At 63.0% G+C, this 16257-nt stretch carries 16 protein-coding genes; 1 reads left to right on the top strand and 15 read right to left on the bottom strand.

Annotated elements, in window-relative coordinates; all coding sequences use genetic code 11:
* Positions 1–322: 322 nt before the first annotated feature.
* The 13 genes from lipA to K6T12_RS06320 all read right to left on the bottom strand — a co-directional run bounded on the left by lipA (position 323) and on the right by K6T12_RS06320 (position 12209).
* Positions 323–1294 carry a lipoyl synthase gene (lipA, locus tag K6T12_RS06380; RefSeq protein WP_222220624.1) on the bottom strand — a complete coding sequence of 324 codons (972 nt, stop codon included), beginning with the start codon at positions 1292–1294 and terminating at the stop codon, positions 323–325.
* A 6-nt stretch (positions 1295–1300) separates the two neighbouring features.
* Entirely contained in the window at positions 1301–1951 is a 651-nt protein-coding gene (gene lipB, locus K6T12_RS06375) for a lipoyl(octanoyl) transferase LipB (protein WP_222220622.1), read from the bottom strand.
* Positions 1951–2223, bottom strand: a complete 273-nt coding sequence (locus K6T12_RS06370; RefSeq protein ID WP_222220620.1) for a YbeD family protein — start codon at positions 2221–2223, stop codon at positions 1951–1953. The genes lipB and K6T12_RS06370 overlap by 1 nt, the downstream gene beginning before the upstream one ends.
* Positions 2216–3079 carry an aminotransferase class IV gene (locus K6T12_RS06365; protein ID WP_222220618.1) on the bottom strand — a complete coding sequence of 288 codons (864 nt, stop codon included), beginning with the start codon at positions 3077–3079 and terminating at the stop codon, positions 2216–2218. The genes K6T12_RS06370 and K6T12_RS06365 overlap by 8 nt, the downstream gene beginning before the upstream one ends.
* 69 nt (positions 3080–3148) lie before the next feature.
* Complete coding sequence (locus tag K6T12_RS06360) at positions 3149–4303, bottom strand: D-alanyl-D-alanine carboxypeptidase family protein (protein ID WP_222220616.1); 1155 nt, start codon at positions 4301–4303, stop codon at positions 3149–3151.
* A gap of 179 nt (positions 4304–4482) precedes the next feature.
* The gene (locus tag K6T12_RS06355) at positions 4483–5400 is read right to left on the bottom strand and encodes a septal ring lytic transglycosylase RlpA family protein (RefSeq protein WP_222220614.1); all 918 of its coding nucleotides are present in this window, start codon (positions 5398–5400) and stop codon (positions 4483–4485) included.
* The gene (mltB, locus tag K6T12_RS06350) at positions 5397–6419 is read right to left on the bottom strand and encodes a lytic murein transglycosylase B (protein WP_222220612.1); all 1023 of its coding nucleotides are present in this window, start codon (positions 6417–6419) and stop codon (positions 5397–5399) included. Before mltB ends, K6T12_RS06355 begins: the two co-directional genes overlap by 4 nt.
* Positions 6420–6430: 11 nt before the next feature.
* Entirely contained in the window at positions 6431–7573 is a 1143-nt protein-coding gene (rodA, locus tag K6T12_RS06345; protein ID WP_222220610.1) for a rod shape-determining protein RodA, read from the bottom strand.
* A complete protein-coding gene (gene mrdA / locus K6T12_RS06340; protein WP_222220608.1) occupies positions 7570–9444 on the bottom strand; it encodes a penicillin-binding protein 2 in 1875 nt (624 codons plus the stop codon). Before mrdA ends, rodA begins: the two co-directional genes overlap by 4 nt.
* A gap of 11 nt (positions 9445–9455) precedes the next feature.
* Positions 9456–9923, bottom strand: coding sequence for a 23S rRNA (pseudouridine(1915)-N(3))-methyltransferase RlmH (gene rlmH, locus K6T12_RS06335; RefSeq protein WP_222220606.1), 468 nt, complete (start codon positions 9921–9923; stop codon positions 9456–9458).
* Between the two features lie 6 nt (positions 9924–9929).
* Positions 9930–10274 carry a ribosome silencing factor gene (gene rsfS / locus K6T12_RS06330; protein WP_222220604.1) on the bottom strand — a complete coding sequence of 115 codons (345 nt, stop codon included), beginning with the start codon at positions 10272–10274 and terminating at the stop codon, positions 9930–9932.
* A gap of 21 nt (positions 10275–10295) precedes the next feature.
* Positions 10296–10949: a nicotinate-nucleotide adenylyltransferase gene (nadD, locus tag K6T12_RS06325; protein WP_222220602.1), complete on the bottom strand. Its 654-nt coding sequence runs from the start codon at positions 10947–10949 to the stop codon at positions 10296–10298.
* Positions 10950–10952: 3 nt separating this feature from the next.
* Positions 10953–12209, bottom strand: coding sequence for a glutamate-5-semialdehyde dehydrogenase (locus K6T12_RS06320; RefSeq protein WP_222220600.1), 1257 nt, complete (start codon positions 12207–12209; stop codon positions 10953–10955).
* Between the two features lie 295 nt (positions 12210–12504).
* On the opposite strand from K6T12_RS06320, the gene K6T12_RS06315 reads away from it, so the two are divergent.
* On the top strand, positions 12505–14409 hold the full coding sequence (locus tag K6T12_RS06315; protein WP_222220598.1) for a hypothetical protein: 1905 nt from the start codon (positions 12505–12507) through the stop codon (positions 14407–14409).
* 273 nt (positions 14410–14682) lie between these two features.
* Here the strand turns inward: K6T12_RS06315 and K6T12_RS06310 are convergent, their stop codons facing one another.
* Together K6T12_RS06310 and K6T12_RS06305 are read right to left on the bottom strand one after the other, a co-directional pair.
* Entirely contained in the window at positions 14683–15396 is a 714-nt protein-coding gene (locus K6T12_RS06310; RefSeq protein ID WP_222220596.1) for an SIMPL domain-containing protein, read from the bottom strand.
* An 80-nt stretch (positions 15397–15476) separates the two neighbouring features.
* Positions 15477–16253 carry a DODA-type extradiol aromatic ring-opening family dioxygenase gene (locus tag K6T12_RS06305; RefSeq protein ID WP_222220594.1) on the bottom strand — a complete coding sequence of 259 codons (777 nt, stop codon included), beginning with the start codon at positions 16251–16253 and terminating at the stop codon, positions 15477–15479.
* Positions 16254–16257: the final 4 nt, after the last annotated feature.

The following is a 16257-nucleotide window of genomic DNA, read 5'->3' as shown; positions in this document are numbered from 1 at the left end:
TTATTCAATTATTGAATAACAAATTCACTTCCAGTTTGGTAAGTCAGGCATCTCATACAGAAGATAAGCCCTGTCGAGGCGATTAGGATTGGACGGGGTTAAGCGAGCATTTGAAAAGGAAAGATAGCCTGTCGCCGCCGGAGCGGTTGGGATTAAGAACAGTCGCCCACGGAGCTACTACATCTTGTAGCAGCGGGCTCTGACCGCGATGAGGCGCGTCAGCCTGCGAGTATCGCCCTCGGAGCGAGCTGCTACGAGCAGCCCTCGCTCCGCGGGCGACAGGTGATCAGCGGGCGGACTCTTAAAAAGAAGATGACCGGGCTTAACCGACTTTTTCGCCCTTGGCCTGCAGGTCGGCGTGGTAGGAGGAGCGTACCAGCGGGCCGCAGGCGGCCTGCTTGAAGCCCATCTCCTTGGCCAGGCGGCTGAACTCGTCGAACTCTTCCGGCGTTACGAAGCGCTCCACCTTCAGATGGCTGCGGCTCGGCTGCAGGTACTGGCCGATGGTCAGCATGTCCACGTCATGATCGCGCAGATCCTGCATCACCTGGATGATCTCTTCGTTGGTTTCACCGATACCGACCATCAGGCCGGACTTGGTGCGCACCTGCGGGTTCTGCGCCTTGTACTTCTTCAGCAGCTGCAGCGACCACTCGTAGTCGGAGCCCGGACGCACCGCCTTGTAGAGGCGCGGTACGGTTTCCATATTGTGGTTGAACACGTCCGGCGGCGTCTGGGTCAGGATATCGATGGCGATATCCATACGGCCGCGGAAGTCCGGTACCAGGATCTCCATCTGAATGTTCGGCACCCGCTCACGGGTTTCCCGCACGCAGTCGGCAAAGTGCTGGGCACCACCGTCGCGCAAATCGTCGCGGTCAACCGAGGTGACCACCACGTAACGCAGCGCCATGTCGGCGATCGCCTCGGCCAGCTCGCGCGGCTCGTTCTCATCCAGCGCGTTCGGACGGCCGTGGGCCACGTCGCAGAACGGGCAACGACGGGTGCAGATATCGCCCATGATCATGAAGGTAGCGGTGCCGTGGCTGAAGCACTCGCCCAGGTTCGGGCAGCTGGCTTCTTCACAGACCGAGGCCAGCTTATGGTTGCGCAACTTGTCCTTGATCCGCTTAACTTCCGCCGACGAGCCCATCCGTACCCGCAGCCAGTCCGGCTTGCGCGGCATCTCATCCTTTTCGGTGGGAATGACTTTAACCGGGATACGAGCGACCTTGTCCGCGCCACGCAGTTTGACACCCTGCTCGGCGCGTTTTGGCTTGGAAGTTTCAGACATTGAGCACTAATCCAGAGAGGTTGTAATCGTCTGCGCAGTATACCCGATTTTGGCCACCAAGTGATCGACCAGGGCGTCCTGCGCCTGCTGGCTGTCGAACTCCGGCGCCAGCTCGACCAGTTGGGTCATCGCCATACCGGCGTAGCCGCAGGGGTTGATGCGCAGGAACGGCGTCAGATCCATATTCAGGTTCAGCGCCAGGCCGTGGAACGAGCAGCCGCGCCGTACCCGCAGGCCGAGCGAGGCGATCTTGGCATTGTTCACATAGACCCCCGGCGCATCCGGCTTGGCATAGGCCTCGATATCGTAATCGGCCAACAGGTCGACCACGCCCTGCTCCATGATGCTGACCAGGTCGCGCACACCCAGCTTCTTGCGGCGCAGGTCGATCAGCAGATAGACCATCGCCTGACCCGGGCCGTGGTAGGTCACCTGGCCGCCACGATCGACCTGCACCACCGGGATATCACCGGGATTGAGCAGGTGCTCCTCTTTGCCGGCCTGGCCCTGGGTAAATACCGGCTCGTGCTGAAGCTGCCAGATCTCGTCCGGAGTGTCGGCATCACGTTGGTCGGTAAACGCCTGCATCCGACGCCAGGTCGGTTCGTACGGCTGCAGCCCCAGCCGACGGATAATGAGCTGATCAGCGACCGCCATCAGATCACCATTCGCACGCGGCCGGAGGCCATCAGGTCGGTATGCAACGCGCGCAGCTGATCTTCGCCGGTGGCGGTGATCATCAGCGTCACCGATTGGAAGGTGCCGTTGCGGCTGTCGTTGACCGTCACCCGGGAGATATCCAGATCCGGCGCGTGGATCTGCACGGTTTCCACGACGAAGCCGCGGAAGTTGTCGTCGTTGACCCCAACCACCTTGATCGGGTAGTCCGGGCAGGGAAATTCAATTTTCGGTGCGTCTTGTTCAGACATCTTTCGCCCCCGTCATTAATGCTTGCTGGAAACCGATGAACAGCTGGAACATCCGCTGCCACATCGGCCCCTTGTCACCACCGCCGATGGTATGACCGTCCACCGACACCACCGGCACCACGCCACGGGTCGAACCGGACAGCCAGACCTCATCCGCCGCCAGCAGCGTCTGGTAATCGATATCCACCTCCTGGTAAGGGATACCTTCGTCGTCGGCCAGCTCCAGAATCAGCTCGCGGGTGATCCCGCCGAGGATCTCGGAACTCCGCTTCGGGGTGTAGATCACCCCCTGCCGGATCACGAACAGGTTGCTGTTGGCCCCTTCGGTCAACAGCCCGTCACGCATCAGCAATGCCTCATCGGCGCCCTGCTCGCGGGCCTGCTGGGCGGCCAGGATATTGGGCAGCAGGCCGGTGATCTTGATATCACAGCGGTGCCAGCGCAGGTCGGCGGTGACGATCGCCGTCAACGGCTTGATCTGGTCGGCGCCCAGCTGGTAGATATCCGGAATCGGTCGGCAGCAGGCGAATACCGTCGGCGCCATATCTTCATCATACTGCGGCCGGCGCTCGCCACTATCGCCCCGGCTGACCTGCAGGTAGGCCGACAGGTTACCGCCGCCGTTCAACTGCACCAGCTCGTGCAGCAGATCCGCCCAATCCAGCTCGCTGCGGATATGTACCGCCCGCAGGCTGTGACGCAGCCGGTCGAGGTGCTCCTGCAGCCGAAAGCCGACGCCCTGGTAGAACGGAATCACTTCGTACACTGCGTCGCCGAACAGGAAACCGCGGTCGAATACCGAGATCCGCGCCTGCTCGGACGGCTGGAAGACCCCGTTGAGATAGACGATATTCATAGCCACCCCAAAACAAAAAATGCCCACATCCTATAAATGTAGGCATTCAGGGCATATTGAAAGGGTCGCTTAGCCAATCAGGCTGAAGAAAAACATCAGCACGGCGTGCCAGATCCGCTTCAGCAGGCCCGCCTGAGGAATATCCTCCAGCGCGATCAGCGGCAGTTCCGCCACCAGCTCACCGTTCAGGGTGACACGTGCCATGCCGTATTCGCTACCCTTGACGATCGGCCCTTCGATCACCTTGTCGATATCCATGCTGGCATCCAGCTGGTCAGCCTGGCCACGCGGAATAGTGACCGACAACGGCTCGGCCAGGCCGAGCGCCACCTGGTCCTTCTCCGCACCCCATACCTGGGCCTGGTTCAGCACCTGCTCGGCGTCATAGAGCTTGTGGGTACGGAAGTAACGGAAGCCGTAGGCCAGCAGCTTCTGGCTCTCCTGGGCACGGGCATTCTCGTTCTTGGTGCCCAATACCACCGAGATCAGCCGCATGCCGTCACGCTCGGCGGAGGCCACCAGGCAGTAGCCGGCCGCATCGGTGAAGCCGGTCTTCAGGCCGTCGACGGTCTTGTCGCGCCACAACAGCTTGTTGCGGTTCGGCTGGCGGATCTTGTTGTAGGTGAAGTACTTCTGGGAGTACATATCGTAATGTTCCGGGAAGCGCTCGATGATCGCCTGCGCCAGCTTGGCCAGGTCGACCGCCGACGAGTAGTGATCATCCGCCGGCAGGCCGGTAGCGTTGCGGAACTGGGTGTTCTCCATGCCCAGCAGCTGGGCATGCTGGTTCATCAGGTCGGCGAAGGCGGATTCGCTGCCGGCGATATGCTCGGCCACCGCCACCGATGCGTCGTTACCGGACTGGATCACGATGCCGCGCATCAGGTCACCCAGCTTGACCTGGGTGCCCTCCTTGATGAACATCCGCGAGCCCTGGGTACGCCAGGCTTTCTCGCTGACCAGCACCAGGTCGTCCTCGGAGACGTTGCCCTTGCTGAGCTCGTACTCGAGGATGTAGGCGGTCATCATCTTGGTCAGGCTGGCCGGCGGGAAACGCTTGTCGGCATCGTGGGAGGTGATCACCTTGCCGGTATCGGCATCCATGACAATATACGCCCGCGCGTTGATCTGCGGCGGTGACGGGATCAACGTGGCAGCCTGCAGCTGGGCTGCAAACAGGGTGAAAATCAGCAGATACAGGGGTGTGGCGATCTTTTTAAACATCGTACCTGTTTATCGGTTGGTTCAAAGATAGGCCCCCGCCGTTTTTGTAATCGGCGAGGTACCTCTGACAGGCCGATCGTCGATACCGCAACGGCACCTGAACAATCGACCAAGTATTAAGCAATCAGACCCGGCTAACTCTACTTAACCGGGCTGGTTCACACAAGGGTGCCGCTCTGTCAGGGCAGCTCCACCAGGCGCACCCCCGCATAACCGGCGCGCTCCAGTAGATCCACCAGCGGCTGAACAGCCGATGAACCAAGCAGCGGCCCGGCCTGGACCCGGTACAGCGTGCGGCCGGCCACCTCGACCGGGGTTACCCGCACACTCAGCTCATCGAGCACGGACTGTGCGTTCTGCCGCACCTGCTCGGCGGCCTGCCGGGTGGAGAAAGCGCCGATCTGCAGAAAGCGGCCGCCCACGCCGGCAGTCGTGGCTCCCGCCGGGTTAACAGCCGGGGACGGTGCGGCGGGTTGGACCGCCACAACCGGATTTGGTTTCACTGCCGGAGCAGGCGGTGCCTTGGCCGCGGCCAGCACGTTGGTACTGCGCTGCCAACTGCGCGGATCGATCGCTTCCAGCTCCACCCGGGCGGTGCCTTTGCGCAGCATATCCAGCTTGTAGGCCGCCGCGTAGGAGAGGTCGATCAACCGGTTGCCGTGAAACGGCCCGCGATCATTGACCCGCACGATCACCTGGCGGCCATTGTCCAGGTTGGTAACCCGCAGGTAGGTCGGCAGCGGCAGCGACTTGTGGGCCGCCGACATGGCGTACATATCGTAGACCTCGCCATTGGAGGTCTTGTGGCCGTGAAACTTGTTGCCATACCAGGAGGCGGTGCCGCGCTCCTTGTAGCCCTGCGCCGAGTCCATCACCCGGTAGGTTTTGCCGAGCACCCGGTAGGAGGGCTTGTTGCCGCCGCGACTCTTGGCCTCGACCCGCGGCACGGCATCCTCGACATGGTCCAGATTGACCGTCTGGCGCGGACCGTGGTCCTGCTTGATCGAGTAGCGCCCCTCATTGGGGTTGCGCTTGTCGCCGATCGACGAACAGGCGGCCAGCAGCAGACTCAGCAGGGCGACGGCCAGCATTCTCATGACGACACCTTCTCACGCGCCGCCTTGACCTCCCGGCTCAGCTCGTACACCGCCGAGGCATACAGCCGGCTGTGGTTGTAGCGGGTGATCACGTAGAAGTTATGCAGTCCCAGCCAGTAGCGGTACTGCTCGCCGCTCTGCATCCGCATCAGCGTGGCCGGCTGGGTCGGGTCCAGCGTCTGGTCGGTGCCGACGCCACGTTCGGCCCACTGCTGCAGGCTCAGCTGCGGTTTCAGACCCTGGTTGACCCAATCATCCTGCACCGGCTGGTTGAACACCACCGGCGCCCGCACCGGTTCACCGCTCTGCCAGCCATGCTGCTTGAAGTAGTTGGCCACCGAGCCGATCGCATCGACCGGGTTGTTCCAGATATCACGTTTGCCGTCGCCATCGAAATCGACGGCGAAGTTACGGTAGCTGGACGGGATGAACTGGCCAAAGCCCATCGCGCCGGCGTAGGAACCTTTCAATGCGGTCAGGTCTTCGATCGACTCCTCGCGCGCCATCATCAGGTACTCTTTCAACTGGCCGCGGAAGAACTCACCCCGTTTGGGATAATCGAAGCCCAGCGTTGCCAGCGCATCCAGCACCCGGTAGTTGCCCATGATCCTGCCATAGCGGGTTTCCACGCCGATGATCGCGACGATGATCTCGGCCGGCACGCCGTAGGTCTGTTCGGCGCGCGCCAGGGTGTCGGCATGCTGGCGCCAGAACGCCACCCCCTGATCGATCCGCGTCTGGCCGAGGAAGATCTTGCGGTACTCGCCCCAGGTCAGCCGACGCTCGGCGGGCCGCGCCATCACCTCGAGGATCGACTCCTGCCGCTTGGCCTGCCCCAGCACCGATTTCAGGTAGCTTTCCTCGAAGCCCTGCTGGCTCAACTCGGCGATCAGCGGTTGGGCCTGCGGATGGCGGGCATAGTTCTGCTCGTGGCCACGTTCGGTGGCGGCGCAGCCGGTTTGTATCATAGCGCCCGCCAGGGTGGCGGTCGCCAGCATCGATCGGATCAAAGTACGCATCCTGAAACTTCCTACCTTAACAACATGGCGCGATGACTGTGTACCGACATCAACAAACCGAAGCCGGCCATCAGGGTGACGATTGAGGTCCCCCCGTAACTGACCATCGGCAAGGGTACACCTACAACAGGCAACAAACCGCTAACCATGCCAATATTGACGAAAACGTAGACAAAGAATGTCAGAGTCACACTGCCGGCGACAAGTCGGCCGAAACAATCCTGGGCATTGACGGCGATCATCAGGCCGCGAGCGATAATCAGCAGATACAGCAGCAGCAGCGCCAGCACGCCGACCAGGCCCAGCTCTTCGGCCACCACCGCGATAATGAAGTCGGTATGCGACTCCGGCAGGAAATCCAGCTGCGACTGGGTGCCATGCAACCAGCCCTTGCCGGTGACACCACCCGAACCGATGGCGGTCTTCGACTGAATGATGTTCCAGCCGGAGCCGAGCGGATCGCTCTCCGGGTCCAGGAAGGTCAGTACCCGTTGCTTCTGGTAGTCCTTCATCACCATCCACAGCCCCGGCAATGCCGCCGCGGCCAGCCCCAGCGCGGCGAACACATAGCGCCACAGGATGCCGGAGAACAGCAATACGAAGATACCGGAGGCGGCGATCAGCAGCGAGGTGCCGAGGTCCGGCTGTTTCATGATCAGCACCGTCGGCATGCCGACCAAAACCAGCGAGATGAATATATGCTTCATGCGCGGCGGCAACGGGCGGTTGGCCAGGTAGTACGCCAACATCAACGGCAATGCCAGCTTCATGATCTCGGACGGCTGGAAGCGGAAGCCGGGCAACGCGATCCAGCGCTGCGCCCCCTTGGCCCCCACACCGAACAGCAATACCGCCACCAGCAGTGCGACACCGGCAACATAGAACCAGATCGCCCAGCGGCCGATGAAGCGGGGCGACATCCGCGCCAGCACGATCATCACCAGGAAGCCGGCCGCCATCCGCACCGCCTGACGGCTGACATAGCCCATATCCTGGCCGGAGGCGCTGTACAGGATCAGCAGACCGACGCCGCAGAGTATCAGTAGCAGCGCCAGCAACCAGCCATCCAGCCGGGTATAGCTCCAGAGGCCGGGACGACGGCGCAGGTGCTCGCCAGCCTCCGGCATGGTGCGTTGGAAATCCCTCGCGTTCACGGCTTTTCCTCGGTTTCAGTCGGATCAATCCCCAACAGGTAGGCATCCATCACCTGGCGCGCGACCGGGGCGGCGGTGCTGGAGCCGCCGCCGCCGTTCTCGACGATCACCGCCACGGCGATCTTCGGCGCCTCGACCGGCGCGAAGGCGACGAACAGGGCGTGGTCGCGATGGCGCTCGGCCAGTTTCTCGGCGTCATACTCCTCATCCTGCTTGATGCCGACCACCTGGGCGGTGCCGGTCTTGCCGGCGATGGTGTAGCCGGCCCCCAGGGCGGCGCGACGGGCGGTGCCCCGTTCGCCGTGCATCACCTCGACCATGCCGTCGATGATCTCCTGCCAGTACTCCGGATGGTTGAGCGTCACGTCTTCCGGCAGCGGCTTGGCCTGCGGCAGCGGCACCGGCGCGCCCTCCGGCCTATGGGCTGATTTCATCATCTGCGGCCGTACCCAGCGGCCACGGTTGGCGATCACCGCCATCGAGGTGGCCAGCTGCAGCGGAGTCGCCAGCATGAAGCCCTGGCCGATGCTGAGGTTCAGCGAATCGCCGGTATACCAGCCCTGCTTGCGGGTACGCTTCTTCCATTCATGCGACGGCAGGATCGCCGGCGAAGCCTCCGGCAGGTCGTAACTGGTCACCTGGCCGAAACCGAACTTACCGAGATAGTTCCACAGCGGCTCGCCGCCGATCTTGTGGGCCATCGAGTAGAACCAGACATCGCAGGACTGGGCCAGCGCGTGTTTCATATCGACCCAGCCGTGCCCCCAGCGCTTCCAGTCACGGTATTTGCGGCCGTTCTTGCTGAGCTGATAGAAGCCGGGATCGAACACCCGATAGTCCGGCGTCAGGCCACCGCCATCGATCGCCGCCAGCGCGGTGATCGGCTTGATGGTGGAGCCCGGCGGGTAGCGGCCACGGATGGCGCGGTTGAACAGCGGCAGGTCGTCGGACTCGCGCAGCGCGCTGTAGTCCTCGTTGGAGATGCCGGTGACGAACAGGTTCGGGTCATAGCCCGGCGCCGACACCAGCGTCAGGATGCCGCCGGTATTCGGGTCCAGCGCCACCACCGCACCGCGCCTGTCGCCGAGCAGCTTCTCGGTGATCTGCTGCAGGCGGATATCCAGGTGCAATGTCAGATCGGCACCGGGTACCGGGTCGGTCCGCTCCAGTACCCGCATTACCCGGCCGCGGGCGTTGGTCTCGACCTTTTGATGGCCGACCTGGCCATGCAGCACGTCTTCGTAGAATTTTTCCACCCCGAGCTTGCCGATGTAGTGGGTATCGGCATAGTTCTGCTCGCTAACCCGTTGCAGCTCGCGTTCGTTGATCCGGCCGACATAACCCAGCGCATGCACCAACGAGGCGCCGTAGGGGTAGTAACGGATCAGCTCGGCCTCCACCCGTACGCCGGGCAACTGGTGATAGTTGACCGCCAGCGTGGCGATCTCCTGCTGGGACAAACGGAACCGCACCGGCACCGAGGTGAACGGCCGGCGGCGCTGGTGATAGCGCTTGCGGAACCGCTCGATCTCCTTATCGGTGAGCGGGATCAGTTTGCGCAGTTCGGCCAGGGTCTGCTCGAGGTCGTCGATCTCCTCTTTCAGGATCGTCACGCTGTAGCTGGGCCGGTTGTCGGCCAACAGCACGCCGTTGCGGTCGTAGATCAGGCCGCGGGTCGGCGCCACCGGCTGCAGTTGCACCCGGTTGTTGTCCGACAGCGTGTTGTAGCGGTCGTACTGCAACACCTGCAGGTAGTAGAGCCGGCCGACCAGCACGCCAAGCATGATCAGCACGATCAACAGCGCGATCACCGCGCGGGCGGTGAAGGTACGACTCTCCTGGCTATGATCCTTGAGACGTTCGGCTGCCATCGGTCCGGTGATTATTTATGGTACGGGTGGCCCTGCAGGATGGTGCAGGCACGGTAGATCTGTTCAGACAGCAACACCCGCACCAGCGGATGCGGCAGGGTCAGCGACGACAGCGACCATTTCTGGTCGGCGGCGGCCACGCAACGGCCGTCCAGCCCATCCGGACCGCCAACCAGCAGGCTGACATTGCGGCCATCCATCTGCCAGCTTTCCAGTTGCCCGGCCAGCTGTTCGGTGGACCAGCTCTTGCCGCCCACCTCCAGCGCGACCACGCGATCCCCTTTCGGAATCGCGGCCAGCATCTGATCGCCCTCCTGCCGTTTGGCGCGCGCCAGGTCGGCACCCTTGCCGCGGTGACCGAGCGGCAGCTCGACCAGCTCCAGCGAGACTTCCGGCGGCAACCGCTTGGCGTACTCGTTGTAGCCCTCGGTTACCCACTGCGGCATCTTGCCGCCGATGGCGATCAGACGGATCTTCATGGTCGATCAGGCGTCCTCGGCCAGATCGGCATCGAAGCTCCACAGCCGCTCCAGATCGTAGAAGCTGCGGGCGTCCGGCATCATCACGTGCACCACCACCTCGCCCAGGTCGGCCAGGATCCAGTCGCCCACTTCGGCGCCCTCCATGCCCAGCGGCAGACGGCCGGCCTTCTTGACCTTCTCGATCACGTGCTCGGCACAGGACACCACGTGGCGCTTGGAAGTACCGCTGGCGACGACCATGAAATCGGTCACGGTGGACTTGCCCTGTACGTCCAGGACTACGACATCCTTGGCTTTCATATCGTCCAGCGCGTCCAGCACCAGTTCAATCAGTTTGTCAGTCTGCATATTTCTCAGAGCTATCTCAGTTCAGTTTGTACGGTAGCCGTACAGTTGGTGTTGTTTGATGTAGTCCCAGACCCGATCCGGCAGCAGGTAGCGCGGCGACAGCCCGGCACGGATCAGCTGGCGGATCTGGGTGGCCGAGATCGCCAGCGGTGTCAGTTCATGCAGCAGCACGCAGCCGGCCGGCTCACCGAGCAGGCGCTGCTTGTCGTCGGTCTGGTGGCGCTGCATGAAATCGCGCATATCGGCGTCCGGCTGATAGTGGTAGCCCGGACGGGTGACCACCAGGATATGGCACAGTTCCATGAACTGCCGCCAGTTATGCCAGCTCGGCAGCGTCAGGAAGGCATCCATCCCCATCACCATGCAGATCGGCCGTTGCGGGCCGAACTCGTCGCGCAGCGACTGCAGCGTCAGCAGGCTGTAGGAGGGTTGCTCGGACAGGATCTCGCGCGGATCGGCACTCAACGACTCGGTGTCGGCCACCGCGCACTGCACCATCGCCAGCCGCTGCTCGGAGCTGCAGCCCGGCTCGCCCCGGTGCACCGGCATCTTGGAGGGGATCAGGCAGACCTGATCCACCGCCAGCCACTGCTGGATCTCCAGCGCGGTGCGCAGATGGCCATGATGGACGGGATCGAATGTACCGCCCATGAATACGAACGCCGATTGATTCATCCGTTACTGCCGGATATGACCGTCGCCGAGCACCACGTACTTCTGCGAGGTCAGCCCCTCCAGGCCGACCGGTCCACGGGCGTGGATCTTGTCGGTGGAGATGCCGATCTCGGCGCCCAGGCCATATTCGAACCCGTCAGCGAAACGGGTCGAAGCGTTGACCATCACCGAGCTGGAATCCACCTCGCGCAGGAAGGCACGCGACTTGGTGTAGTTCTCGGTGATGATCGCATCGGTATGGTGCGAACCGTACTTGTTGATATGGCGGATCGCCTGGTCCATCGAGTCGACCAGCTTGATCGACAGCACCGGCGCCAGGTATTCGGTCGACCAGTCCTCTTCGCTGGCCGGCTTGATCTGCGGCAGCAGCGCGCGGGTCTGCTCGCAGCCGCGCAGCTCGACACCCACCGCGATATAGCGCTCGGCCAGCTCCGGCAGGATATCGCCGGCCACCGCCGCGTTTACCAGCAGGGTCTCCATGGTGTTGCAGGTGCCATAGCGGTGGGTCTTGGCGTTCAGCGCCACGTTGATCGCCTTGCCCTTGTCGGCGTCATTGTCGATGTAGACGTGGCAGATGCCGTCCAGGTGCTTGATCACCGTGACCTTGGCATCGCGGCTGATCCGCTCGATCAGCCCCTTGCCGCCACGCGGCACGATCACGTCGACGTACTCCGGCATGGTGATCAGCTGGCCAACGGCGGCACGGTCGGTGGTTTCCACCACCTGTACCGCGGTTTCCGGCAGACCGGCCTTTTTCAACCCCTGCTTGATGCACTGGGCAACCGCCTGATTGGAGTTGATCGCCTCGGAGCCACCACGCAGGATGGTCGCGTTACCGGATTTCAGGCACAGGCTGGCCGCTTCGACGGTAACGTTCGGACGCGATTCGTAGATAATGCCGATCACCCCCAGCGGTACCCGCATCTTGCCGACCTGGATGCCGCTCGGGCGGTAGTTCAGGTCGGTGATGGCACCGACCGGATCTGGCAGAGCAGCGACCTGGCGCAGGCCCTCGATCATGGTGTCGATGCGCGCCGGGGTCAGTTCCAGACGGTCCAGCATCGCATCGTCCAGGCCGTTGGCGCGGCCGTTTTCCAGATCGCGGGCATTCGCCTCGGCCAGCGCCTCTCGGCTGCTGTCGATGGCTTCCGCCATGGCCAGCAGCGCGCGGTTTTTCATCCCGCTGTCCGCCTTGGCCACCAGCCGGGACGCATCTCTTGCCTGCTGCCCCAGCTCAATCATGTACTGTTCTACGTTCATGCCTCATCCTTCCAGATCGCTGATGGCGCCATTATAACGCCCCGCGCAGCCTTGGTCACAATTCCTACCCAATTAGTGCATATTATTCCGCCAGCACTTTTTTTCTTTATTTTCATATAGTTATCGATCAACCCGGCGCTATCTCAAGGATCAGGACCCAATTCAGACAGCCAAACCCCGTATCCGCCGGTGGCGCCGGTCGCTGCCGATAGCAGTTTTCGGTTAAGCGTTGCCCGCGCAGCTGCTATTATCGGGCCCACCCAGAGCAAGCCACCGAACACCGGAGCCAGCCGAAGTGCAGTTATTCCGTTGCCGCCGCAACCGCATCCTGATCTCAGTAGCCAGCCTGCTGCTGGCATGCCTGCTGAGCGCCGGCCTGTTCCTGCACTACGCCGCCGAACGCCATGCCGAGCAGGAGGTGCGCCAGCATGGCGAACTGCTGCTGCAACAGACCAGCCTGCTGGCCCGCCCACTACTGCTGGCCAACGACCGGGTCAGCCTGAACTACCTGCTCAATGAACTGGTCATGCTGCCGTACATACGCGCCGCCCAGCTGCATGACGATCGCGAAGGCACCGTGGCCCGTGCCGGCGAGGCCGGCGGCCTGGAGATGCAGCGGCCGCTGGCACCGGACAACCTCAGCCAGCTGACGTTCTGGCTGGATCCGGCACCACTGGCGGCACCGCTGCAGCGCCAGCTGATGCAGAGCGGGCTGTTCGCCCTGCTGACCCTGCTGGCGACCCTGCTGTCTCTGGGATGGCTGCTGCGCGAGCGCGCACCGCTTGCCGAGCAGCAGAGCCCGGCCGAACCCGCCGCTGCCGACTCCGCGTTCGCCGCCGGACCACAGGTGGAAACACAGCCGTACGATGAGCCGGAGTTTCCGGCCACCGAGGCGCCTTACGCCGATTACAGGACCAGCGAACCAACCGAAAAGAACGCTTTGGATGCGCTTACAGTTGTGCAGGCAGAACCGGCCAGCGAGCCGGCATTCGAAGCCGACTCAGCGCTATCCGATCAAATGGCGGCGCAATATGCCGAGGCAGACCAGATCGATGCAGCTGAACAGCGTCGAACCTCAGCCGCGCCAGAGCACCAGTGTTCAGACGAAGCCGAAGTTCCCGAGGAGAATATCCCGTTTATCAGCGATATCGTGCGGGATGAGGGTCAGTTCTCTCCTTCAATAGAACCTGCATACGCGACCGAATCCGCCCAGCGAACTCAGCCCTGGAATCATTACGAGCCGTCTTCCGAGCCCCAAGACGTTGCACTGGCAGAGATTGAAGAGCATCCGGCCGCAAAACCGACCAGCGACGAGCAGAGCGCCCGCCGACTGGAACCCAGCTTTGAAACCGATTCGCTGGTCCAGCTGCTGAGGCCCGAACAGCGCGGCCGTACCATGCCGCAGTTCCAGCCCAGCAGCCAGCCCGACGAAGAGCCGGCCCAGCCAGCCGAGGCCGATGCGGAACAACCGTTCGATCTCGACGAACAGGAGCTCGACCGCGACCGGCAACCGGGCCACGCCACCGCCACCGCCACCGCCGATACGGTAAAAACCCGCAACCCGCTGAAGGCACTGCGTGAAGAGGTACAGCTGGACCTGTACACCCTCGAGCAGGAGCTGGAACTGATCCTGCCCGGCGACGAAGCCGGCTACTGTCTCTATATCGACGTCGCCAGCTCCCATGGCGGCAATGTCGAAGAGAGCGAACGGCTGCAGCTGTTGAAGGTCTACGCGCGGATGGCCGGCCAGTCAGCCGCGATCTACGGCGGCACCGCCCATCAACTGGCCAACGGCGACCTGCGGGTCAATTTCGACCGGCCGGGCGCTAACGACAATCACGGCGTCAACGCGGTGTGCGCCGCACTGTTGTTCAACCTGCTCTACAAGGGCTACAACCAGGCCCGCATCCGCGCTTTCCTGCCGGTGATGAACCTGCATATGGCACTGGCCCGCGGCCGGCTCGACAAACCTGAACTGCTGCTGGAGGAAGCCCGCTTCCTGACCCGCACCACCCAGAGCAACGAACTGATCAGCCATACCGCACTGACCGAGGTGCCGGATCTGAAACGCAACCTGCTCGGCACCGCCGATGTACGCCGCGAGGATGAGGACAAGGTGCTGATCCTGAAACTGTCGGGCCACTACCAGGAATTGCTGCAGAAACAGGCCAACCACCTGCTGAACAAGCTGCTGGCCTGACCGTTCAGGGAAGATAGAGAACATAAAAAGCGGGCAGCTACGGCAGAGCCCTGTAGGGCGCCACCCGGGGCGCCACCGCCGCAGGTGGTTGAAAACGCCTGTCGGCGTTTGGCCGGCCAGGCCTACCCGGCCGGGTCCGGCCCTACATTGGCGGGGTGAAAAACCAGCCTTGTCGGGTGGGCACGTTTTAGGTGCCCACGCGGCGCTTGTGAATCGGATATAGATGTTTCCCGCTAATCCGCGAAGAACCCATAGAAAAGGCACCGCCACCGACTAGTCGACCAGGTAGTATTCCACGGTAGAGACCACCCTCACCTTCTTGATATGGGGGTTGTTGCGATCGCGGGCGCTGATCGAGAACTGCCCCTGGCTGGCCGACTTGATCTTGCCGAGCCGGCTGTTGGAGTCCTGGGCGAACTTCTCCGCCACCTCGCGGGCTTTCATCGTCGCCTCCTCGACCATCGCCGGCTTGACCTCGTTCAGGCGGCTGAACAGGTACTCGGTGGCGTTCTGGTACGGATTGCCGCTGAACACCACGCCCTGCTTGACCAGCGCGCCCAACCGGCTCTGCGCCTTGCGCACCCGCTCGACATCCTGACTGTACACCGTCACCGTCTGCAGCGCGCTATAGCGGAACTCGGCGCGCGGGCCGCCGCCGTATTGCTGGGCCAGTTTGTCGGTGATCGCCGGCGGCGACAGGCTGATCTGATCCGCCGGAATACCGTTGTCGGTCAGCAGTTGGCGGATCAGCGCCCCGTCCCTCTCCAGCGCCTCGTAGAGCGCGGCCAGATCGTTGCCCGCCTCGCTGAACTGGATCGGCCAGATTACGATATCGGCCGGATACTCCCGCTCCGCCAGCCCCTTGACCTTGACGGTACGCTCGTACTCCTTGAAGCGGATCGCGCTGTCGCCGAGCAGGTAGCCCAGTGCGGCCAGGCCGAGGAAGATGAACAGGCCCAGAACCGGGCCCTGCAGGTTGGTTTTCATGGCGGAGTCCCTTTGCTGCCGGAGAGGTTTTCAGCGATGCTGGTGCAGGCTAGCTGAACCCCGCCTGAAATACCCGGCCGTTAGCGATCGCCGAACCGATAGACCGCCATATGCAACGAACCCTGCCAGCTGCTGTGCAGCAGGCTGACCGGCTCCCCTTCGGCGGCGCCCAGCGCCGGATAGAGCGGCAGCAGGTGCTCGTCGGTCGGATGGGCCCGCACCGCGCCCGGCGCCTGCCGGCGATAGTTCAGCAGCGCATCGAGCTCGCCGTCCTGCAGCCGCTGCTCGATCCAATCGACGAACTCGACCGCATAGGGTTGAGGCCCACTGCCCGGCGGGGAATAAATAAAGTCACGCAGGTTATGGGTTGTACCGCCGCTGCCGATGACCAACAAGCCCTGTTCGCGTAGCGGCTTCAACAGCCGGCCCAGTTCCAGGTGCCACTGCGGTCCCCGCCCGATACCGAGCGACAACTGAAACACCGGCAGGTCGGCCTCCGGCCGCATCAGCAACAACGGCGTCCAGGCACCGTGGTCCAAGCCGCGCCGGAAATCGGTGGTCGCCGGATAACCCGCGCTGCGCAGCCGCTCGACGATGTGCTGCGCCAATACCGGTGCGCCGGGCGCCGGATAGCGCAGCCGGTAGAGCGGCTCCGGGAAACCGTAGAAATCATGCACCGTCTCCGGCTGCTCAGCCGCCGACAGCTGCGGCTGCTCCGTCAGCCAATGGGCGCTGACCATCAGGATCGCCCGGGTATCCGGCGGAATCAGCCCGGCGCCGCGCAGATATTCCGGATACTCGTCCTGCTGCAGCGGCAGCTCGGGCGAGCCATGACTGATGAAATAGGTTGGCAGCATCGGC

This window comes from Marinobacterium arenosum (assembly GCF_019795155.1).
Taxonomy (GTDB): domain Bacteria; phylum Pseudomonadota; class Gammaproteobacteria; order Pseudomonadales; family Balneatricaceae; genus Marinobacterium_C; species Marinobacterium_C arenosum.
Note: the sequence above shows the minus strand (reverse complement) of the source record. Positions and strands in the feature narration are given on the sequence as shown.